The 21,917-nt window shown below is 64.3% G+C and carries 19 protein-coding genes; 10 read left to right on the plus strand and 9 right to left on the minus strand.

All coding sequences use genetic code 11. From position 1 onward, the window contains the following. Nucleotides 1-16: 16 nt before the first annotated feature. On the minus strand, nucleotides 17-1,282 hold the full coding sequence (locus HUI96_RS16735) for an ABC transporter substrate-binding protein (RefSeq protein WP_188255809.1): 1,266 nt from the start codon (nucleotides 1,280-1,282) through the stop codon (nucleotides 17-19). 125 nt (nucleotides 1,283-1,407) lie between these two features. Between HUI96_RS16735 and HUI96_RS16740 the strand changes: the two genes are divergently transcribed. Further along, entirely contained in the window at nucleotides 1,408-2,604 is a 1,197-nt protein-coding gene (locus HUI96_RS16740; RefSeq protein WP_188255810.1) for an ROK family transcriptional regulator, read from the plus strand. Between the two features lie 36 nt (nucleotides 2,605-2,640). On the opposite strand, the gene HUI96_RS16745 is transcribed toward HUI96_RS16740, so the two are convergent. Then, nucleotides 2,641-4,029, minus strand: coding sequence for an FAD-binding oxidoreductase (locus HUI96_RS16745; RefSeq protein ID WP_188255811.1), 1,389 nt, complete (start codon nucleotides 4,027-4,029; stop codon nucleotides 2,641-2,643). A 94-nt stretch (nucleotides 4,030-4,123) separates the two neighbouring features. Here HUI96_RS16745 and HUI96_RS16750 point away from each other — a divergent pair, with 94 nt between their 5' ends. Beyond that, the gene (locus HUI96_RS16750; RefSeq protein ID WP_188255812.1) at nucleotides 4,124-5,287 is read left to right on the plus strand and encodes an aminotransferase; all 1,164 of its coding nucleotides are present in this window, start codon (nucleotides 4,124-4,126) and stop codon (nucleotides 5,285-5,287) included. Nucleotides 5,288-5,338: 51 nt separating this feature from the next. On the opposite strand, the gene HUI96_RS16755 is transcribed toward HUI96_RS16750, so the two are convergent. After that, on the minus strand, nucleotides 5,339-6,271 hold the full coding sequence (locus HUI96_RS16755) for a dimethylarginine dimethylaminohydrolase family protein (protein ID WP_188255813.1): 933 nt from the start codon (nucleotides 6,269-6,271) through the stop codon (nucleotides 5,339-5,341). Between the two features lie 13 nt (nucleotides 6,272-6,284). Next, nucleotides 6,285-7,895, minus strand: coding sequence for an amidohydrolase (locus HUI96_RS16760; RefSeq protein ID WP_237684163.1), 1,611 nt, complete (start codon nucleotides 7,893-7,895; stop codon nucleotides 6,285-6,287). 108 nt (nucleotides 7,896-8,003) lie between these two features. On the opposite strand from HUI96_RS16760, the gene HUI96_RS16765 reads away from it, so the two are divergent. From HUI96_RS16765 to HUI96_RS16785, 5 genes are all read left to right on the plus strand, one after another. Beyond that, complete coding sequence (locus tag HUI96_RS16765; RefSeq protein ID WP_188255815.1) at nucleotides 8,004-8,921, plus strand: LysR substrate-binding domain-containing protein; 918 nt, start codon at nucleotides 8,004-8,006, stop codon at nucleotides 8,919-8,921. 93 nt (nucleotides 8,922-9,014) lie between these two features. Beyond that, complete coding sequence (locus HUI96_RS16770) at nucleotides 9,015-10,106, plus strand: ABC transporter ATP-binding protein (protein WP_188255816.1); 1,092 nt, start codon at nucleotides 9,015-9,017, stop codon at nucleotides 10,104-10,106. Between the two features lie 37 nt (nucleotides 10,107-10,143). Further along, nucleotides 10,144-11,259 (plus strand): ABC transporter substrate-binding protein, encoded by a 1,116-nt coding sequence (locus tag HUI96_RS16775; protein ID WP_188255817.1) that lies wholly within the window; start codon nucleotides 10,144-10,146, stop codon nucleotides 11,257-11,259. Between the two features lie 7 nt (nucleotides 11,260-11,266). Continuing rightward, a complete protein-coding gene (locus HUI96_RS16780; RefSeq protein ID WP_188255818.1) occupies nucleotides 11,267-12,097 on the plus strand; it encodes an ABC transporter permease subunit in 831 nt (276 codons plus the stop codon). A 4-nt stretch (nucleotides 12,098-12,101) separates the two neighbouring features. Then, complete coding sequence (locus HUI96_RS16785; RefSeq protein WP_188255819.1) at nucleotides 12,102-12,902, plus strand: ABC transporter permease; 801 nt, start codon at nucleotides 12,102-12,104, stop codon at nucleotides 12,900-12,902. 43 nt (nucleotides 12,903-12,945) lie between these two features. Here HUI96_RS16785 and HUI96_RS16790 read toward each other — a convergent pair whose 3' ends face one another. After that, on the minus strand, nucleotides 12,946-13,821 hold the full coding sequence (locus HUI96_RS16790) for an SMP-30/gluconolactonase/LRE family protein (RefSeq protein WP_188255820.1): 876 nt from the start codon (nucleotides 13,819-13,821) through the stop codon (nucleotides 12,946-12,948). Nucleotides 13,822-14,322: 501 nt separating this feature from the next. Here HUI96_RS16790 and HUI96_RS16795 point away from each other — a divergent pair. Both HUI96_RS16795 and HUI96_RS16800 read left to right on the plus strand, forming a co-directional pair. Next, the gene (locus tag HUI96_RS16795; RefSeq protein ID WP_188255821.1) at nucleotides 14,323-16,038 is read left to right on the plus strand and encodes an APC family permease; all 1,716 of its coding nucleotides are present in this window, start codon (nucleotides 14,323-14,325) and stop codon (nucleotides 16,036-16,038) included. A 241-nt stretch (nucleotides 16,039-16,279) separates the two neighbouring features. Beyond that, nucleotides 16,280-16,750: a cupin domain-containing protein gene (locus tag HUI96_RS16800; protein ID WP_188255822.1), complete on the plus strand. Its 471-nt coding sequence runs from the start codon at nucleotides 16,280-16,282 to the stop codon at nucleotides 16,748-16,750. A gap of 170 nt (nucleotides 16,751-16,920) precedes the next feature. On the opposite strand, the gene HUI96_RS16805 is transcribed toward HUI96_RS16800, so the two are convergent. From HUI96_RS16805 to HUI96_RS16820, 4 genes are all read right to left on the minus strand, one after another. Further along, on the minus strand, nucleotides 16,921-17,961 hold the full coding sequence (locus HUI96_RS16805; RefSeq protein WP_188255823.1) for a heme-dependent oxidative N-demethylase family protein: 1,041 nt from the start codon (nucleotides 17,959-17,961) through the stop codon (nucleotides 16,921-16,923). 123 nt (nucleotides 17,962-18,084) lie between these two features. Next, nucleotides 18,085-19,047: a PDR/VanB family oxidoreductase gene (locus tag HUI96_RS16810; protein ID WP_188255824.1), complete on the minus strand. Its 963-nt coding sequence runs from the start codon at nucleotides 19,045-19,047 to the stop codon at nucleotides 18,085-18,087. Beyond that, entirely contained in the window at nucleotides 19,044-19,655 is a 612-nt protein-coding gene (locus tag HUI96_RS16815; RefSeq protein WP_188255825.1) for a dimethylamine monooxygenase subunit DmmA family protein, read from the minus strand. The genes HUI96_RS16810 and HUI96_RS16815 overlap by 4 nt, the downstream gene beginning before the upstream one ends. Before the next feature lie 66 nt (nucleotides 19,656-19,721). Continuing rightward, nucleotides 19,722-20,855, minus strand: coding sequence for an aminomethyltransferase family protein (locus HUI96_RS16820; RefSeq protein WP_188255826.1), 1,134 nt, complete (start codon nucleotides 20,853-20,855; stop codon nucleotides 19,722-19,724). 418 nt (nucleotides 20,856-21,273) lie between these two features. On the opposite strand from HUI96_RS16820, the gene HUI96_RS16825 reads away from it, so the two are divergent. Beyond that, the coding region (locus HUI96_RS16825) for an NAD(P)-binding domain-containing protein (protein ID WP_188255827.1) at nucleotides 21,274-21,917 on the plus strand (644 nt) is incomplete at its 3' end.

Consider the following 21,917-nt stretch of genomic DNA (forward strand, 5'->3'; position numbering starts at 1 on the left):
CCGGGCCTGATCGCGATTACATCTGCGCTTCGGCGGCGTCGGCCATGGCGTTGGCCGCGTCCTGAGCGGACATGCCGGGGGTGGCCACGAACTCGGTGATCGTGTCCATGATGGCGCCGCGCACCTTCTGCGGAACGGTCATGTTGTGCGCCATGGAGCGCACCAGCGTGCCTGCGTCGATCGAGGCCTGCAGGTCCTTCTGCGCGATCTGCTGGCAGGGGTTGAAGCCGTTGGAGAGATCGACGTCGAGCCGGGCCGGGATCGAGCCCTTGGTCTGGTTGAAGATGGTCTGGAACTCCGGCGACAGGATCGTGCTCGCAAGCAGCTTCTGCCCCTCCACATAGTCAGGGTCGGTCTGCTTGAAGAACACAATGGAGTCGGAGTTGAGGATGAAGCCCGGCTTGCCCCAGTCGGTCGGCGCCTGCGCGCAGGTATAGTCGGTTCCCTCCTTGAAGCCGGCGGCGGTCAGCAGGCCGATGGTCCAGTCGCCCATGATGTGGAACGCAGCCTCGCCGCGGCCGACGAGATGCGACATGGAATCCCAGTCGCGCCCATTCATGCCGGGATCCATGTATTTCGAGGTCATGGTGCGGAACTGTTCGAAGGCCTTGACCATGCCTTCGCTGCGCATCGCGTCAACATTGCCCTCGACGAAGGCCTTCTTGAAGAGATCGAGATCCTGGCCGTACACCACTACCTCGAACACGGTGGAGTCGGTCCAGTCCGCGGTCGAGTGCGACAGGCAGATTTTGCCGGTTGCCACGATCTTGTCGCAGGCGGCGTTGAACTCCGCCCAGGTCTTCGGGATCTCCGTGACGCCGGCCGCTTCCATCACCTTGGGCGACGCCCAGATCCAGTTGATGCGGTGGATGTTCATCGGCGCGGCCACCCAGTGACCGGCGGGCTTCATCACCGGTAGCAGTTCCGGCGCGACGACCTTCTCCCAGCCTTCGGCCGCAGCGAGATCGTCGAGATTGGCGGTCATGCCGGTCTCGTTCCACTCGGCGATCTCGGGGCCCTTCAACTGCACCGCGGGCGGCGCATTGCCGGCGATCACGTCGGCGCGCAGCTTGGCGAGCGTGTTGGCGGTGTGACCAGCGATGGAGGTCTGCTGCCACTTTCCGCCCTTGGCCTCGAACATCTCGCCGAGCTTGGCGATGGCCTGGGCGTCCGAGCCGGTCGCCCACTGGTGGAGCATGTTGGTCTTGGGCTCGGCATGAGCCACGCCGATCAGAAAAGTAGACGCCGCCGCGGCGGCGAGTGCCGTCCTCAGATACTTCATCGTCTCACTCCCATTTGACGGTTCATTGCGACCGTTTCATATGACGCTGTCGAACTTCTCGACGCGCCTATTTTTTTCTAGAATGATCAAATAAGGGGATCAGTCAAGCAGGTCCTCGCTCAAGAATGACAAAACAACTTCTGAAATCATTGCTGGTCGACACCCCGGCCGGATCGCCCGAAGGCCTTATCGTGCGCTGCCTCAGCCAGCGCGGGGCGATCTCCGCGGCGCAAATCTCGAAACTTACCGGACTGGCGCGCTCGACGGTCTCTACCGCTCTAACGGGACTGAGACGGTCGGGCGTCGTCGTGGAATCTTATTCTGTCGACGAAGGAATTAAGGGGGTAGGCCGGCCGGCCGCCACGCTGGCGCTCAATCCGGAAGCGGGCACCTGCGTCGGTATCCACCTCAGCCTCGACGAGATCCGGGTCGTCGTCGCGGACGTGTCTCATTCCTTCATTGCCGAAAAAACAGTCACCCTCGGCCTGGACTACCCGCCAGACCGTGCGGCAAAGCTCACCAAAGCTGCAATCGCAGAATGCTACGATGAGAACAGCTTGCCCGTCTCCGGCCTCCTGGGTGTAGGGGTTTCCGTCTCGGGACCGGTCAGCCCCGAAGGCGTCGTCCAGCGAGCCAGCATCGTTCCCACTTGGGCTGGCGTCAATATACGGGACGTCTTCGGGCCGGTGCTGCAGCAGCCGATCTTCGCCGCCAACGAGAGCAACTGCTCGGCGATCGCCGAAATGATGTGGGGTGCGGCCGTAGGCTGTGAGGATTTCGTGCTGTTCAAGATCGATCTCGGCGTCGGCGGCGCGATCGTGCAGCAGGGCCGCCTCGTCACCGGGATCGCCGGCGGGGCGGGCGAATTCGGCCACATCAGCATCGATCCTGCCGGCGATCTCTGCCGGTGCGGCAATCGCGGCTGTCTCGAGCTCTACGCCAGCTTCAAGCGGCCGCTTGAGCAGATCGAGCGCGTGAAAGGTTTTCGCGTGACGATGGATGACGCGATGCGGATGGCCGCGGAGGGCGATGTCGGGGCATTGCGCATGATCGAGGACACGGCCGAGTTCGCAGGCCGGGGCCTGGGCATCATCGGGTCGATCATCAATCCGCCGCTCATCATCATCGGAGGGCGCATGGCGCTGGCCGGCGACATGCTGCTCAACCCGCTGATCGCCGCCTATGAGCGCCACACACTCATCAAGTCGCGCGATGTCACCCCGGAAAGCCGCACGCGCATCATCAAGGGCAAGCACACGGAGAACGATTCTCTGCTCGGCGCCGTCGGCCTAGCGCTCAGTCACCACGGCATGCTCAAGTAGGTCGTTCCTGTCCCGGCTTAGCAGAGATGTGGTCCCTCACACAGGTGCGGAGCCGGCCGCCCGAAAAATCTTCCCCGGATTGAGAATGTTTTGAGGGTCGAGTACGGACTTGATTGCGGCCATGGCCGCGATCTCTGCCTGACTGCGTGAGCGGCCGAGCCAGTCGCGCTTGCTCAGACCGATGCCGTGCTCGGCCGAAATGGCGCCGCGTCTCGCAGCGACGAGATCATAGACGATCCGCTCCGCAATGGGCTTCTTATCTTTGGATGGCAGGCCGATCGCCACGTGCAGGTTGCCGTCTCCCATGTGGCCGAAGACATGCAGTCCCGAATGGCCGGGAAGCTGCTCGTCCACCGCCCGCGCCAGGTCGCGGCCGAACGACTCCATGTCCTCCAACGCCAGCGAGACATCGAAGTCCCCCATCTCGGAGAACAGCGCCATCTCGGCTTCGAAATCCTCGCGGATCCTCCAAAAAGCATCGCGCTGGGCAACCGACTGGGCGATCGCCGCATCGACTGCGCCGGCCTCCATCGCCTCCACGATGAGCCGCTCGAAGCGGGCCGCATCGGCCTCCGGCTCGAACCCTTCCGCTTCGCACAGCACGTAGTACGGCAATCCCCGTCGGACGGGAGCGCGCAGGCGTCCCTCCTCGGTGTTGAGATCGTAAAAGTCGCGCCAGATCACCTCGAAGGAGGAAAGCGTACCCGCCAGGCCGCGCGACAGCGTCCCGAGAAGTTTCGGGATCGGACCGAATTCCTCGAATGCCAGGAACGCGGTCTGCACCGAGATCGGTTGCGGATGTAGCCGCAGCACGGCACGGGTGATGATCCCCAGCGTGCCTTCCGATCCGATGAAGAGCTGCTTGAGATCGTAGCCCGTATTGTCCTTGGCGTAGGGCGTCAGATGCTCGAGGACGGTGCCGTCGGCGAGAACGACCTCCAGTCCAAGCACCTGCGCGCGGGCCGAGCCGTAGCGCATCACCTGCACCCCGCCGGCATTCATGGCGAGCAGCCCGCCGATCGTGGCGCTGCCCCTCGCCCCGAGGTCCAGGCCGACCCGAAGCTCCTGCCCGGCGGCGTGGTCCTGCAGGCGCTGCAGCACGGCGCCGGCCTCCACCTCGACCCAGCCGGAATCGGCTGCGATCTCGCCGATGCGGCTCATCCGTTCGAGCGACAGGAGGATGTGGTCGGGTTCGGCCTCGGTGCCGCGCACGAGATTCGTGCGTCCGCCCTCGGGGATGACCACTTGCCCGCGCGCATGGCAGAGAGCGAGAATGGCTGAGACCTCCGCCGTCGATGCGGGCCGGACCAGCCCGAGCGCCCTGGTGGCATCACTGGACCAGAAGTCGATCGCGCGGGTCTCGATCTGCTCTCGGCCGAGCACGTGGCCGGCGCCGACGATTGCCGCAAGGTCGTCCAGGATCATCTTCGGCCTCGTCCTCTCAACTTATCGAGTCTGGCCCTTGTCTTGGCCACGAAGTTGCTTATGCACCGCACCGGACCGTTTTGGGAGAATTTCGTTGCCGCCCTTCAATGCGCATGTGGATCGTCTCGCGCCGCCGGCCGTGCCTGCGGTGCAGGCCTGGGCCAGGGAGTATCGCGACGGCCTCGGGCCGCTCATCGACATGTCGCAGGCCGTGCCAGGCTATCCGCCGCACCCGGACATGCTGCGCTTCCTGGCGGAAGAAGCTGGCTCGACGCGCAACACCGGCTATGGCGACATCGAGGGCGAACCGGCGCTGCGCACTGCCTACGCGGCCGATTCCGCCAGGCTGTACAGGGCCCAGATTGGCGCGGAAAACGTGCACATCACCTCCGGCTGCAACCAGGCCTTCGTCGTGTCGGCGCTGGCGGTGGCTGGACCGGGCGATGCCGTCCTCGCCGTCAATCCCGTCTACTTCAACCATGAGTCCACCCTAAGAATGCTGGGCATCCGGGTGGCGACAGTGGATGGACGTGCGGCGGACGGTTTTCTGCCTTCGGTCGAGGCGATCGAGAAGGCGCTCACCCCGGACGTGCGGGCGGTGGCGTTGGTCTCGCCCAACAACCCCACTGGCGCGGTCTACCCGCCCGACCTTCTCAAGGCGATCTTCGAGCTTTGCCGCCGGGAGAAGCGCTGGCTCATCCTCGACGAGACCTATCGCGACTTCCTGCCCGACGGGGGACAGCCGCCGCACGGGCTCTTCGCCAAGGCCGACTGGGAGCAGAACCTGATCGGGCTCTACAGCTTTTCCAAAAGCTTCTGCATCCCTGGTCATCGACTGGGCGCGATCACCGCGGGGACCGCACTGGTGGCGCAGGTCGCCAAGATCATGGATAATCTGCAGATCTGCGCCCCGCGCGCCGCGCAGGCCGCCCTGGCGCGAGCCATTCCGATCTTGGACGACTGGCGACAAGCCAACCGAGTCACGATCCAGTCGCGCACCGCGGTGCTGAAGGCGGTGATCGCGCAATGCCCGGGCTGGGAGATCGACGCCATCGGCGCCTATTTCGCCTATATCCGCCATCCCCTTGAGGGCCTCGACTCCATCGCAGTCTCCGAGCGGCTCGCCAAAGAGGCAGGCGTGGTGACAATCCCCGGCGGCTTCTTCGGTCCCGGCCAGGAAAGGCACCTGCGTTTCGCCTTCGCCAATGCAGTCGAGGAGACGATCTCGCTGCTGCCGGATCGGCTGAGGGCGGTTTAGCACCGCAACCCACCTCCCCCAGGGGGGAGGTGGAGGCGCCCTCCCCTCCTCCTACGCCTCGCGCCGCAGCGCCTGCGCCATGCAATGAATGCCGCCACCGGTCTTGGAGATCTCGCTCATCTCGACCGCGGCGACCTCGAAGCCAAGCGCGCGAAGCTTGCCGATCAGCGTCTGACTGATGGTCGGCGCGATCACCCGGTCGCGGCCGAGCGACATGAAGTTGCAGCCGAGAGCCATGGTGTCGCGGAACGGCACGTCGATGATCTCGTGGCCCTTGCCCTTCAGCCAGTCGACGATGCCGGGCTCGGTGCAGTCGAGGCAGACGGCCGTGAGCTTCGGGGCGATCGGCACGACCATCAGGTCGATGTGCACGTAATACTCGTCGATGAAGGCGATCCGGGTCTCCCAGCCCTCCTTCTCGAACCAGTCCTGCACCTGGCGCGCGCCCTCTTCCTGCGTGCGCGCCCCGCCGCAGCCGATCAGCACCACGCCGTCCTCGATCACATTGAAGTCGCCGCCCTCAAAAGTGCCGGCCGTGACCATGTCGTAGATCGGGATGCCGAGCTTCTCGTAGGTACGGATGGCGGCATAGTTCTCGCCCCGCCGCCACCAGTTGGCCATTGCCGTGATGAACGCGCCGTAGGGCGTCATCACCGAGGAGTCGCGCGAGTAGACCTGCATCGGCAGTTCCGGCGTCGGCTCATGCCAGTGCACGCGCACGCCGAAGTGCTCGTAAGCCGCGACGAGTTCCTTGTGCTGGGCCTGCGCCACCTGGATGTTGCAGGGCGCCTCGCGCAGGTGTTTGCGCGACAGCGAACTGGTGGCCATATGGCGCAGGAAGGCCGGCGAGCCGAGCAGCACGTCGATCAGCGGGTCCGTCTCGTTGCGGAAACCCCACTGGGCAAGCACCGGGGTGCCGCCCTCGGGGCGGCGGCGCTGCAGCGAAAAAGGCTCGTCTGTCTCGAACGTCTCGTGGCGGGTCATGGGCGCTCTCCTCCTACTGATTGGGCGGTGTGGGTATCCACCAGTCGCGGCCGCGCGGCGTGGTCACATATTCGGGCCAGCGGAAATGGATGGGCGGGTCGTAGTCGCAAAGCGGCGGCAGCCATTCCGAGCCGCCTACTCCGCCGCCGGTGCGGCGGGTAAATTCGTCCATGGCGTCGCTCCGCGCGCCTTCGTCCTCGAGAAGGCGAAGCGCGATCAGCGAGATGCATTTCGCGGCCGAGACCACCATAGGATCGATCGTTTCGGGGATTCCGCCTAGCGCATTCATGGCCCAGGCCGGCGGGGACGCGCCGTTCGGCGAGCGCAGCGCGGGCCGCGCCACATAGAAGCGGGCAGTCGGCGCGTGCCAGCACATGTCGGTGTAGTCGTCCGAGGTGGAGTGAGTCTGCGAGGGCGGCAGGTCGCGGCGCAGGATTTTTTCCGCTTCCCACGGCGCGATCAGCGCCTCGCATTCGGGGATGAACGGCTCCTCGGTGTCGACCCCCAGCGCATTGCGCTGGATTTCGCGGGCGATGGCCTTGGCGGAAGCATCCCATTGCGGCGGGCCAACCGTGCTCAGCGCATCCCAGGCGAGGTTCGCCATGGCGTGGTTGGCAAGGCCCGGCCGGGATTTGCACACCCAGTGGCGCTCGAACCGACAGCCGCTCAACCCTGCCGCACTCGCGGCGATGCGGTCGAGCGCGGCGGTCACCTGCTCCGCCATGGCCAGCGTTGGGACGCGAATCATGAACTGCACCTCGGCGAGTGCGGCCGGCAGGTTGTCGGCGGTGGCCTGGCCGGCGGTCAGCACGGCGTCCGAGATCGACCAGCCGCCCTGATGCGGCAGCATGGAATCGCGCAGCGCCTTGGAATGCATGAGCATCAGCATCAGCGCGTCGTTGGCGCCGGGCGCGCGGACCGCCGAATGCGACTGCGGGATCGGCGCGCCGTCACCTCCTGCATTCCAGCGCTCGGGGGCGTCGCAGACGAAGCGGTAGATCATCGAGTAGGCCGCGCCGCAGTGGGTGTCCCAACGCGCCGTGTTGCACAGCGGCAGCATGTAGAACGGGTGGAACGAGATCATGCCGGCCAGCCCGTCATAGTAGCCGCGCGCCGCATGGATGGGCTTCGAGCCGCGCACCTTCTCGGCAGGCTCGCCTGTGAAGCGAAGCGTGCCCGGGATGCCATGCCGCTCCATCGCGGCCTTGGTCGCGAGCAGGCCGCCCAGGCCCGCCATGCCGAGCCCCGAATGCGGATCGGTGTGCCCGCCCGCAAATTCGCTCAAGCCCGCGCGCGGGCGCCTGGCCGTCGCAGCATCCTGGCAGTTGCCGGGAATCCCGTCATATTCCGCATACATGCCGATGGTCGGACCCGACGCGTTGCCGCCGGCGCGGCTCGTCCAGTGGGCGCAGAAGGCGGTGGGCATGCCACCCGAGCCCTCTTCGACCGAAAAACCTTCCGCCCTCAGCCGCTCGACATACCATGCGGCCGACTGATACTCGCGCCAGGCGGTCTCGCCGAAATCGAAGATCGTCTTCGTCCACGCCGAAAGGTTTTGGCGGGCGGCGTTCACATGGGCGAGCGCGGTTTCTTGAGCTGACGTGGTCAAGTGAAACTCCTTCATAGGGAAGGAGAACACCGATCAGCCAAGTGGAAAAGCGATCCTTTTTCGCCCCTCTTGCAAATTCCTTTCACCTCAGCACGATGCGCCCGAGCCGAGGAGGAGGTGAAAATGTGGGTGCCGTCGACGCAGGCCCTGCGCGCATTGGACAGTTTCGCCCGGCACGGCAGTGTATGGCGGGCGGCCGACGAGCTGCACCTGACACGCAGTGCCGTCAGCCATCAGTTGCGCCTCCTTGAGCGGGAGCTCGGCTTCGAGCTGCTGCGGCGGGTCGGCAAGGGCGTTGAGTTGACGCCGCGCGGCAGGCGCTACGCCCATCAGGTGCGCAAGGCGCTCGCCACCTTGAGCGAGGCCGGGCAGGATCAGGCCGCCAACGGCCTCGGCGGCTCGTTCGCGTTGAGCTGCACGTCGGGCTTCGCCTCGCTCTGGCTCTGCACGCACATCGCCGAGTTCCAGAGCATGCACCCCGGTGTATCGCTGACGCTGCTCACGCCACGCCGGCTGGACGACGTATCCAACCCGGATGCGGACGCCTTCATCGCCTTTGGCGATGGCGCATGGTCCAACAAGGCGGTGGAACTGCTCTGCGAGATCAGCTTCTCGCCGCTCTGCAGCCCGACGCTCCTCAACAAGCTCGGCGGCTTCTCCAAGCCGGCCGACGTATTGAAGGCAAACCTGCTGCATCTCGGCGACACCGAGGACTGGTCGCGCTGGCTCGCATTGGCAAGGGTCGAAAACCCCGACCCGGAGGGCGGCATCTTCTTCTCCGACATGAACCTGGTGTTCTCGGCGGCCATCGCCGGACAGGGGATTGCGATGGGCGACGAGCTCACCAGCCGGAGCGCGCTGAACGAGGGACGGCTGGTCAAGCCGTTCGATCTGGCGATCAAGTCGCCGCGCTCCTACTTCCTCGTTTCCGAGCCGTCCCGGGCAGACCACCCGGTGCTGCGCGCCTTCGCTCAATGGCTCAGGTCGCGGCTCTCCGAGGCCGAGACGACCGCGCGATCGGAATACGTCCTGGCGTTCTGAGGTGAATGGAATTTGCCGATCACACGAAAACAATTCGGTTGCGGCTGATGCCGCACGCCCGTACGCTCCTGACAAAAATCGGGGACCAGGGGAATGGCTGAGCCCAGCCGGGCCGCGGAACTGAAGGCAGAGGGCGTGAGCAAGAGCTTCGGCTCATTCCGCGCGCTCAACGATCTCTCGCTGGACATCGGCAGGGGCGAGTTCCTGACGCTTCTGGGGCCGTCCGGCTCCGGCAAGACCACCTTCCTCATGATCCTTGCCGGCTTCGAGAGCCCGACATCCGGCCGCCTCTACGGCGACGGAGTGGACATCACCGCGCAGCCGGCGGAGCAGCGCGCAGCCGGCATGGTGTTCCAGGGTTACGCGCTCTTTCCGCATATGAGCGTGGAGAAGAACATCGCCTTCCCGCTGCGCGTCCGCAAGAAACCCGAGGCGGAGATCCGCACCCGCGTCGGCGCGATGATCGAGCGGGTCGGCCTCGTCGGCCACGAAAAGAAGCTGCCGTCCCAGCTTTCAGGCGGCCAGCAGCAGCGCGTTGCGCTCGCCAGGGCGCTGGTCTTCGAGCCCGGCGTGCTCCTGCTCGACGAGCCGTTCTCGGCGCTCGACAAGAGTTTGCGCAGTGCCATGCAGGCGGAGGTGAAGCGGCTGCACGAGGAGACGGGCACCACCTTCGTCTTCGTCACGCACGACCAGAGCGAGGCGCTGGCGCTGTCGTCGCGCGTGGCGATCTTCCATCACGGCAAGCTGCTGCAGGTGGGCGACCCTAGGCAAGTCTACGAACGGCCGGCCAGCCGCTTCGTCGCGGAGTTTTTGGGCGAGATCAACATGTTGCCGGTGACCGGCGTCCACCGCAACGGCGTCGGCACCGTGGCGATCTGCGACGAGCGGCCGATCCGGCTGCTCAACGGTGGTGATCACGTGGGCGACGCGGCCGTGCTGGCGCTTCGACCCGAGCACATCACCGTGTCGCCGGAGCCGAAGTCCGGCTTCAACAGCATCACGGCGCGGGCGAGCGGCGCGACCTATCTCGGCAACACGACCAAGCTCGAACTGCGAACCAGGGCCGGCGCGAAACTGTCGGTCGCGGTTCCGCATGAGACCGCTGCGCTCGCACTCGGGAGCGATGCGGTCTGGCTCAACTGGCCGACCGAGCAGGGTTTCCTCCTTCCGGGCGGGGGACATTGAGCATGCCCGAGACAAAACCAACAGATGGGGAAAGACCATGACCAACGATACGAGGAAGGAAGGCCTCGCACGCCTGGCCGAGCGGGCCCGGGCCGGCGAGATCTCGCGCCGGCAGTTCACGCAGCTCGCGGCCGTTCTGCTTGCGGGAACGCCGGTGCTGATGAAGAGCACCACGCTGTGGGCGCAGAACAAGGAACTCGTGCTGGTCAACTGGGGCGGCGACGCCATCGACGCCTATGGCGCGGCGTATGGCCAGCCTTTCGAGAAGGAAGCCGGCATCCCCGTCAAGATGGACGGCTCGGGACCGACGGAAGGCGCGATCGAAGCGCAGTTCAAGAGCGGCGCGCCGACCTGGGATCTGGTCGACGTCGATCCGTTCTCCGCGATCACGCTCGGCAACAAGGGCATGCTCGAGCCGATCGATTACTCGGTCGTCGACAAGTCGAAGATGCGCGAAGGCTTCGGCTGGGAGTATGCAGCCTCGTCCTATTTCTTCTCCTACGTGATCGCCTACGACTCGGAAAAATACGGCGACCAGGCTCCGACCGGCATGGCCGACGTGTTCAACGTCGAAAAATTCCCGGGCAAGCGCACCCTCTATAAGTGGGGCGTAGGCAACTGGGAGGCTGCCCTGCTTGCGGACGGGGTCACGCCCGACAAGCTCTATCCGCTCGACCTGAAGCGTGCGCACGACAAGATCGCAGCGCTCAAGGAGCATGTCGTGGGCTATTGGGGCGGCGGCTCCGAGAGCCAGTCCTTCATGCTGGACGGGGAGGCCTCCATCGGTCTCATCTGGTCGACCCGCGCCTCGCTGATCGAGCAGGATTCCGGCGGGCGCATCAAGTTCATCTGGGACCAGGGCCTGATCTCGCCCGGCGCCCTCGCGGTGATCAAGAACAATCCCGGCGGCAAGGACGCGGCGATGAAGTTCATCGCCAGCGCCCAGGCCCCTGAGAAGCAACTGGTCATGTTCGAGAAGCTCGGACAGGGCCCGGCCAATCCCGCGACCGACGCGCTGATCCCCGAGGACAAGCGCCGGCATAATCCGGTCGATCCGGCCAATATGGCAAAACAGATCCCGCTCAACATGGAATGGTATGCCGAGCACTATTCCACCGCTCTCGACGAGTTCACGAAGCTGATCTCGGCCTGAGGCGGGAGTGCAGACGCTCTCGAACAGAACGGGGGCGGCGCTTTTCCTGGCGCCGCTCCTCCTCTTCCTGTCGCTCGCCTATGTCGTGCCCTTCCTGGGCGTGGCAGGCTGGAGCGTGACGCTGCCCGAACCGGGGATCGGGCAATACAGTGTGCTTCTGTCCGACCCGCTGGTGCAGTCGGTCTTCATCAGGACGTTCCGCATCTGCGCGATCGTGACGCTCGCCTCCGTCACATGCGCCTATGCCATCGCCTTCCTGTGGGTGCGCGGCACGCCGCTGCAGCGCAGGATCACCGAATTCTGCATCCTCGTGCCATTCTGGATCTCCGTGCTGACCCGCGCCTTCGGCTGGGTGGCGCTGCTGTCGAACCGCGGATTGATCAACACCTGGCTGCAATCGCTAGGTTTCATCTCCGAGCCGCTGGCGCTGGTCCGCAACGAATTCGGCGTCATCGTCGGAATGACGCACTTCCTCATTCCCTTCGCGGTGTTCCCGCTGGCGTCCGCCATGCGCAACCTGGACGAGCGCGTGCTGCTCGCGGCCCGCGGCCTGGGGGCGAGCCGCACGCGGATCTTCTGGACCGTCTTCGTGCCAATGACGATGTCCGGCATCATCGGTGCGGCGCTGATCGTTTTCGTCTTCGCCCTCGGCTTCTTCGTGACGCCGGCGATCCTGGGCGGCGGGCGCAGCGTGATGGTCGCTGAACTCGTCTATGTCCGCCTTTTCCAGAGCCCAGACTGGGGGCTGGCTGCTGCGATCAGCGTGGTCCTGGTGCTGATCGTCGGCGCGCTGATGGCGCTGCTCTTCCGCACCCTCAAGCCGGCGCAGATGGTGTGAGCCGATGACCTCCTACCGCCCCGGCCCGGTCGCCCTCGTCCTCGGCACGCTCGTCGCGCTGTTCCTCTTGATGCCGCTTCTGGCCGTGGTTCCAGTCTCGCTGACGCCATCACGCATGCTCTCGATGCCGTCCGGCGAACTGTCGTTGCGCCACTATCGCACGCTGATCGAAGACCCGCGCTGGCTGCAGAGCATCCTGCTCAGCCTGCGCATCGGGATCGTGTCGAGCCTGATCTCGACCGTGCTGGCGCTCACTTTCAGCCTCGGCATCTGGATGTTCAGGCCGCGCTTCTCGGCGCTGCTGGTCGGGTTCGTGCTGCTTCCCATGGTGGTGCCGCCGGTAGTCTCGGCGCTCACGCTTTACTTCCTCCTCACCTCGATCTCGAGTGTCAGCAAGGCGATCGGCTATGACAGTTGGCTCGGCGTGGCGCTCGCCCATTCGGTGATGACGGTGCCCTTCGCCGTCGTGCTGCTGCTGGTCTCGCTTTCGCAGGTCGACCGGCGCATCGATCTTGCGGCCAGGGGCCTGGGCGCTTCGGTGTGGGAGCGCGCCACCAAAGTGATCATCCCGAATATCCGCTTCGGCCTGCTCACCGCCGCGCTGCTCTCCTTCGTGCTCTCCTGGGAGGAGATCGGCGTGACGCTCTTCATCACCAGCGTCGACGCCATCACCCTGCCCCGGCTGATGTGGATGGGGCTGCGCGACAACATCAACCCGGCGGTCGCGGCGATCTCGGTGGTGCTGATCCTCGCCACGGTCGCAGTACTCACCGCGAGGGGTCTGCTGACGCGCAGCAAGGGCTGAGAAGCCTCCCTATCGAGACCCTTATCGGGCAGATCCGGCCTTGTCAGCCGCCGAAGGGCTGGTCCTGCAGACCGCGCACCCCTGGCCGGACTTGGAACAAGCTTCCGGCGAGCGGCTCCCTGGCGAGATCATCCTCGGTTTCGCCCTGACGGGACGTCGTGATGAAGAGCGTGGCGAGATCCTCGCCGCCGAAGGCGCAGCAGGTCGGCTTCTTCACCGGCACGTCGATCACGCGATCGAGCCGGCCATCCGGCGACCAGCGCTCCACGCGGTACCCCTCCCAGATGGCGTTCCAGATAAAGCCTTCGGCATCGACACAGGAGCCGTCCGGCACGCCCGGATCGGGCGTATGCGCGATCGTCCGCCGCGCGCCGAGAGCCCCCGTGGCAGGGTCGTAGTCGAAGGCATCGATGCGCTTGGTAGGACTGTCGGCGAACCACATGGTACGCCCGTCGGGCGAGAAGCAGGTGCCGTTGGCACAGCCCACGTCTCCAAACAGTCGCTTCAGCGTCAAGTCCGTACCGAGTTGCCAGACCGAGGAGATCGGCTTCACGCCGTCCTGATCCATGCCGCCGGCAATGAACCGTCCCTGGCGATCGGTGCGCCCATCGTTGAGCCGAGTGGTGGGCAGGTCAGGCTCGAACGCGCCGATATCCTGCCGCGCGCCGGTTTTCAGGTCGAGCAAGGCGAAGCCGTCTGCGAAGGCAGCGACCACTTCGTTGAAGGGGCGGCCAGCCCGATCTGCAAAGCAGCCCACCGGCCCGGGCACCTTGAAGCTTTCACTACGCTTTCTTCGCGGGTCGTAGGTCCAGACCTGCTGGCCGTCGATATCGGTCCAGTAAAGGAGCTTGTGCTGGGCGGACCAGAAAATCCCCTCGCCGTGCACGTTCCTGCAGTCGAGCAGCAGTTCAGCCTTCACTTCATTCCTCCTCTTGTTATCTGAGATCGTCCATATCGACCGTACGAAGTCCAGCTATGCCGATGACGTCGACGACATTGCCGCTGTCGATCGCGCGGCAGGCTAACTCTAAGCTACGTCAAGCGTCGCACGTGGCAGTCGCTCGTCAGAACGACTGATACACCCTCGATCTAGGAATTGGCGGGATCGAGGCTCGCCAAAGCAGGCGTCTCAACTCTCCCGAGCAGACCATTAGGGCGCCCAGCCCTGATCGCTGGGCTGCCGGGGCTTTCCAAGAGCCTGAATTCCTGCGGTTTGCGACCCTAAATCCTGACCTCACATCGCCCGCGAGGTATTGGTCCAGCGCCCTGTGCAAGGTGCGACAAAATACCCTTGACGACGCCCCCAATTGGGATGATCTTCATTTGAAGGAAAAAAAGAAGACTACCAGGAAAAAAATTCCGAACGGGGACAACGGAGGACGGTGGGGTCCTTCGTCTTCAAAATGGGGATTTCAAGCCAATGAGCGTTGTGACTACCGCCTTTGCGGCGCCTGCCGCAGGCCAGCTTCATCGAACGATCGACTGGCGCGGCGCCTTCTGGGTGGCCAGCGGCGTGCCGGCCCTGGTGCTTTTCTCGATCGGCGGCATCGCCGGCACCGTCGGCATACCGGCCTATCTGATCTGGATGGTCTCGGTTTCTTTCGGCCTCATCCAGGCATTCACCTATGCCGAGATCGCGGGGCTGTTTCCCAGCAAGTCCGGCGGCGCCTCCGTCTACGGTGCCACCGCCTGGCTGCGTTACTCGAAGTTCATCGCACCGCTGTCGGTGTGGTGCAACTGGCTCGCCTGGACGCCGGTGCTGTCGCTCGGCTGCTCCATCGCCGCTGCCTACCTGCTCAACGCCTTCGCGCCCATCCCCGGCTTCACGGAGGCCTCGCCGGAAGTCGCCACCTGGCTGGCCGACCCTGCCAACGCGGGCAAAACCGCGGCCGATGCGATTGCCGCGCTGACGGCCGCCGCCACGCCGGTCATTCGCGACTGGACGCTCTACAGCGGATCGCTCGGCCCCGTGCAATTTTCGCTCAACGCGGTCTTCTTCATCGGTGTTGTGCTGATGCTGATCACATTCGCGATCCAGCATCGCGGCATCCTGGGCACGGCCAATGTGCAGAAGTTCATCGGCCTCGCGGTCATCATACCGATGCTCATCGTCGGCATCGTGCCGCTGCTGACGGGTCAGATCAACTGGGACAACTATACGCCGTTCGTTCCGCTGGCCGAGGCCTATTCGCCGGAGCCGGGCGCTTGGGATATCTCCGGCTGGACGCTCGTCTTCGGTGGTCTGTTTATCGCGGCCTGGTCGGCCTACGCCTTCGAGACCTCGATCTGCTTCACCAGCGAATTCAGGAATCCGGGGCGCGACACGGTGCGGGCGATCCTCTATTCGGGCCTGCTCTGCCTGGTGCTCTACACCCTGGTGCCGTTCACCTTCCAGGGCGTGCTCGGTCTCGAGGGCATGCTGGCTGACCCGATCGTCGACGGCTCCGGCGTCGGCGCCGCAATGGCGCGCATGGTGGGCGGCTCCGGCTTCATCACCACCATCATGATCATGCTCATGATCCTGGCGCTGATGCTCGCCATCAACACGGCGATGGCCGGGTCTTCGCGTACGCTCTACCAAGGCTCGGTGGACGGCTGGCTGCCGCGCTACCTGTCGCGTGTCAACGAGCACGGCGCGCCGACTGCGGCGATGTGGAGCGATCTGGTTTTCAACCTCTTCCTCCTGGCGATCGCCGCCGCTGACGCGACCAGCTATTTCTTCATCCTGGCTGTGTCGAACTGCGGTTACATCATCTTCAACTTCCTCAACCTGAATGCCGGCTGGATCCATCGCATCGATAACGGCCACATCCATCGTCCGTGGCGCGCGCCGACCTTCATGATCGCCATCGGCGGCATTCTCTCCTACGTCAACGCCATGTTCATGGGCGCTGGCGCCAAGGTGTGGAACCCCTCGGCATTGTGGGCCGGCATCATCGCCGCGGGGCTGATCATCCCGGTCTTCTGTTACCGCCACTACATCCAGGATGGCGGCAAGTTCCCGGCGCAAATGCTCGACGACCTTGGCATTCGTCAGGAGGATCTGAAGGTCCGCAAGGCGGGCATCCTGCCCTACCTGACCCTGGTCGCAGGGTTGGCCGTGGTGCTGATCGCCAACTGGGTCTTCGTCTTGTAAGACAGACCGGAGAGCTTCTGCGAGGGGAGATCGGGCAACCGGTCTCCCCATTCTTTTTGACTACAATCCGCAGTCCCAGAGAGAGGCCGGCCGGACACACTCCCGTTGACCCGAGCGGAAGCTCACATCCGCTTGATCAGTCTGCCGAGTTGCTTGTTTGCACATAGCCGCCGGACTAGCCTGAAGCTGCAGCGAGCCTGCCCTGGCGCGCAGCCGTCAAAGGCATCACAGGGAGGTTGTCATGCAAGTCATCTCCGCATTTGCCATCGGAATATCCGCCTTCTGCACCCTTGCCTCGTCCGCCCAGGCTAAGGACGCCCACGTGCTCGTCACGCCCAATGACGTCCAATGGGGCGCAGCCCCAAAGACGCTCCCGGCCGGGGCCCAGGCGGCGGTGTTGTTTGGAGACCCGTCCAAGGAAGGCTTGTTTGCCCTACGGCTTAAAGTGCCGGCCGGGTATGCGATCCCGCCGCACACTCATCCAGGGAATGAAGTCGTTACGGTCATCTCAGGAACCTTCAATCTTGGAATGGGCAATACCGCCGACCGTGGCTTGGCCAAGCCGCTGCCCGCGGGCAGCTTCTTCGCAATGATGCCCGGAACGGCGCACTTCGCCTACGCCGACGAGGAGGCGGTGATCCAGATCACGACGAACGGTCCGTGGGGCATCAAGTATGTGAACCCGGCCGACGATCCTCAGAAGACGCAGTAGCAGGCGTCATTTCTGCGATGCGAGGCCCACTCTGGGGGAATGACCCTGGGGGAATGATATGAAGTGCATCGCCCCGCGCGAGGCGGGGCGAGAACGGGGAAGAGTATCCGATAAGGCTCAGTTGCACTCCAATTCAAGGGAGGGGTGCAGCCTCAAGTGCCGGAGAAAAATCAGTCCGGCCAAATTCCAGGCGAGGTCGGGGCGCCGTCATCGTACTTCGACAGCCATTCCACGATCTTCGGCCGGTTATCGACAAAACCCTTGTAGGTGGCGAGTTCGACCGGCAGGTCGCGGAGGACGCGGTGGAAGCGACGTGCCCACTTCGGCACCGTCACCAATTCGTCGAGCTTGATGAGATAGCAGCGGATCGGGAACACCAGCCCGTTGGAGCGCGGCAGGCGGAAGAAGGTCTGGAGTTCGACGCGCAAGTGCATCATCTGCCCCATGTTCTCCAGCGTCAGGTCGCGCTTCATGACGCCCCATTTGTGGTAGTTCTCGGGACTGGTATCGAGTAGCGGATTGACGGTCATCGTCCAGTTGAAGCGCCGGGCCGGAGCCCCCTGCTGGACGTTCAGCAGGAATTTCAGCGCCCGCTGGAAGATGCCCATCTCGGCCGCCTTCGGCACGGGCGCATGCCATTCGAAGAAGTTCATGCCGATGTCGAAGTCCAGGCTCCAGTCCGCCTGGGTGGTGACCATACCGGCATCCATCCAGAGATTGTCCTCGCGCTGGTCGAGAACCGCGAAGTCGCCCTGCGTCTGGCGCGTGATGTACTCCATCGGCCCGTAGGGCAGCGTGGTCTCGTCGAGGAAGGTGAAGCGCTGCTCGATCCCGAGCGGCCGATTGATCCAGTGCCAGCGGTTGCCGTCCCGGTGCAGTTCGAACAGGTCGGGATATTCCTCCGCCTTCGAGACCATGATGAGTTCGAGCAGGTCCCAGCCCGCCAGCGTCATGTGCGGCAGCGACTGGCAGCGGAGCGGATCCTCGGCCAGGACGCGGGCGCGGTCGCGCATCTCCGAGACGTAGTGTTCGTCGACGTCGAAGGCCCGTTCCAGGACGCTGCCCGGGCGGTAGGACTTATGCGGCTCCAGGTTCACCGAATACATATAGCTGTCTTCGTGAAACGGGAACGGGAAGCGCCTGATCGCCTCCGGCGAGTTGCGGAAGGTGAAATCGTTGTAAAACGTCTCTTCCCTGAAGATAATTCCCATCGGTTTCCTCCCGTCCTATGGACTAGAGCGAGATGTCTTCTCTTCTGGTCGTCATCTCGCTCCAGGTTTTGTTTCTGCTGCATGATCTTGTCCGAAAAGTCTGCAACTTTTCGGGATCATGCTCTAACGGTCGAGTACGAGCTTCCTGCCCTCGAAGCGCGACACGCACGGCATGATCTTGGTGCAACTGGCGCGCTGCTCTTCAGTCAGCCAGTGGTCGTTGTGCAAGAAGATGCCGTCGTGCTCGAGCACGTCCGTCTCGCACTGGCCGCAGGCGCCGCCGCGGCAAAGATAGGGCGGGTCCACACCCGCGGCCTCTATCGCTTCGAGGAGGCTCTCGTGCTCGCCGACCTGGATCACCTTGTTCGACCGCGCCAGCGTCGCCTCGAAAGGCTTGCCGGACGAAGGCGCGAGGAACTCCTCGTGGTGGACCGCGCCGCGCGGCCAGCCCAACCGGGCGGCGGTGTTGCGCACCCAGCCGATCATGCCCTTCGGGCCGCAGACATAGAGATGGGTGCCGAGCGGCTGGCCCTCGAGCAGCCGTTCGAGGTCGATCGCCTCGCCACGCTCGTCGTGATAAACGCGCACGCGCCCCGGATTCTCAGCCCGAAGCTCGTCGGCGTAGCTCGCCAGCGGTGCGCTCCGAACGGCGTAATGCAGTTCGAAATGCCCGCCCGTCGCCTTGAGCTGCTTGATCTGGGCGAGGAACGGGGTGATGCCGATCCCGCCCGCGATCATGAGATGCTTGCGCGCCCTGAGGTCGAGGCCGAAGAGGTTGACCGGATTGGAGATCTGCATCTCCATCCCCGGCGTGACCCGGCGGTGCATGAACAGCGAACCGCCGCGCCCTTGATCGTCGCGCCTGACCGAGATCGAGTACCCCTCACAGTCGGCCGGATCGCTCATCAGCGAATAGGGGTTGCGGCGGATGCGACCATTGTCGTTCATCTCCACCACGGTGTGCGCACCGCCTGAGAAGGTCGGCATAGGCTTGCCGTCGCGGCGCACGAAGCGGAAACGGGTGACGAGTTCATTGACGGGCGTGACCTCGGCCACGGTGACCGCAATCTTCGGAGCTCCACTCATTTAAAACGCTCCACGGCTTCAGGGATGTTGCCGGGATCCTCTGCGTCGACGCGCACACCCTGGAATGCGGCGATACGGCGGGAATAGTGGTCGCGCACGAACAGATGCAGTCCACAGTGGCTACACTGGAACGGATCGTGCGTGACATCTTCGGTTATGCCCTTGCAATGCACGCATTGAACACGCCGTGCGGTCGAGCCACGGTGCTCGGTCTGGATCGCGTCATGCGGGATGCCGGCCTCGATCGCCTCACGCATCACCTGGCCCATCAACCCTTCGGTCCCGGCCAGATAGAGCTGAAGACCCATATGGGAGGAAGACAGCACCCGCTTCAGGCGCGGCTCGGCGGCCGCGTAGCTCGGAGCAATGTGGAGTTGCGCCGGTGCGAGCGCCTGCAGCCTCTCGACATAAAGCGTGCCGGTCCGTTTCGGTATGTAGATGATGTGCGCGTTTGCAAAGAAGCCGGGCGGCGCGGCGCCGGCCATGTCGAGGATCGCCTCCGCCCCTTCGGCGTCGGCGATCATCAGATGCGATATACCCGTCCTGGGCTCAAGTGCCCCATAGACCGGGCGGCTCGGAATCGAGGGTTCAAAAACCGCCTTGGACATTCCACCAGCATTCCATCTGATCTGAGTGCCGGCGCGCGAGGCAGAATGCACCGCGCGCCAAGCCGGTTATCCCTTAGCGGTCCGGCGCTTCTTGTCCGGATCGTAGAAGGGCATCGAATGGGCGACGCAGGGAATCTCGCCGGTGGAGTTCTTGACCGTCATCCTGACCCCATCCACCGCACAGTCGACCGGCATGCGGGCGATGCCGACATTGTGCTTGTTGAGGTTGGAGTACATGCCCATGGTGACGACGCCGACCTGCTTGCCGTCCTTCATGAGCGGCGCGCCTTCCTCGGCCGGCGTCGTGCCCTCGAGCTTCACGCCATAGATCTTGAAGCGCTCCTTGCCCTTCAGACGATAATGCTCCTCGGCACCGCGGAAGCCGACCTTGCCGGGCGAGACCGTGAAATCGAGCCCGAGCTCCCACAGCGTGTCGCCGGGTCCCTCGTTCTCGAACGGGTATTTTTCCGAATTGTCGAAGGGGAAGAACAGCAGGTAGCTCTCCGCCCTCAGCAAGTCGAGCGTGGTGAAGCGGCAGGGAATGATCCCCATTGACGCCCCTTCCTCGACAATGCGGTCCCAGATCGCAGGAGCATCCTGGCCGCGGCAGAAGAGCTCGTAGCCGCGCTCGCCGGTGTAGCCGGTCCGCGAGATCATGACCGGCAGACCGAACAGCGAGGTCTGCATATGGCTGAAGTAGTTGAGGTTGCGGATGCCCTCGACGTGCTTCGCTAGATAATCGACCGCGAGCGGCCCCTGCAGGGAGAGGTCATGGAGGTTGTCGTCGAAGCGGATCGAGACATCGCGGCCGGTCGCGGCCATTGTGAGTTGCTCATGCGCGGCGCCCGAGCCATGCACGACCATCCAGCTATTCGGACCGGTGCGGTAGATCACGCAGTCGTCGATGAACTTGCCCGCATCATTCAGCATGGTCGCATAGACCGAGCGGCCGGGCATGATCTTCTCAGGGTTGCGGGTCGTCGCGCGATCGATGACATGCGTCGCCGCGGGTCCGTTGAGGTGCACCTTCTTGAGCCCCGAAACGTCCATCAGGCCGGCCTTGGTGCGAACGGCCAGATACTCCTTCTCGGGGTCGCCGGAATACTGCCAGGCTGTCCCCATCCCGCTCCAGTCCTCGAGGTTGGACCCGAGTGCGCGATGACGGTCGGCGAGTGTGGAAAACCTCCACGAATTAGTCATGTGAACTCCCCTCCGGTTCGTGGTCTGGCATCTACTGTGGGAGAAACGGATTCGGAAATCAACATTCTCATTAAAGAAACTTTCCTGACAGAAATAACCCGTCGCAAAAGGGATATCGTGCGGGGTGTGAGCAACTCGATTAGATCCGGCCCTTGGGCGGGGTGAGAACGTCGATTCGGCTTGGCGGCGGGGTGTGACTGGACAATCGCTTGAGATGGCCAGTCAGGGCAAAATACAGGGCCAGGGTACCGCGGTGATCCACTTCCGCCGGTCGGCGCCACGATCCCGCGAATTCGTGCTGTCTTGATCGTTTTTCCTGTGGAGAAGCTTTGTTGACACGGAGCGGCTAAGGCGCTCAATGGGCTTCGGCCAGAACAATGAACAACCAAACTGGTCGAGTCCATTGGGAGTCTCACTGATGAAAAAACGAGTTGCGGTGATCGGCGCCGGGCCGTCGGGGCTGGCGCAGTTGCGCGCCTTCCAGTCCGCCGCGGCCAAGGGCGCCGAGATCCCGGAGATCGTCTGCTTCGAGAAGCAGAAGAACTGGGGCGGGCTGTGGAACTACACCTGGCGCACCGGCCTCGACGAATATGGCGAGCCGGTCCACGGCTCGATGTACCGCTATCTGTGGTCGAACGGCCCGAAGGAGGGGCTGGAATTCGCCGACTATGCCTTCGAGGAGCATTTCGGCAAGCAGATCGCCTCCTATCCGCCGCGCGCCGTCCTGTTCGACTACATCGAGGGCCGGGTGAAGAAGGCCGGCGTGCGCGACTGGATCCGCTTCTCCAGCCTGGTGCGGCAGGTGACCTGGGACGCCGCCACCAAGAAGTTCACGGTGACGGTGCACGACCTGCCGAACGACCGCCACTATGCCGAGGAGTTCGACCATGTGGTCGTCGCGTCGGGCCATTTCTCGACGCCCAACGTGCCCGAGTTCCCCGGCTTCGACACCTTCAACGGCCGCATCCTGCACGCCCATGATTTTCGCGATGCGCGCGAGTTCATCGGCAAGGACCTCCTCATCATCGGCACCAGCTACTCGGCCGAGGACATCGGCTCGCA

The organism is Pseudaminobacter soli (ex Zhang et al. 2022) (assembly GCF_014595955.1).
In the GTDB taxonomy this organism is placed as follows: domain Bacteria; phylum Pseudomonadota; class Alphaproteobacteria; order Rhizobiales; family Rhizobiaceae; genus Kumtagia; species Kumtagia pseudosoli.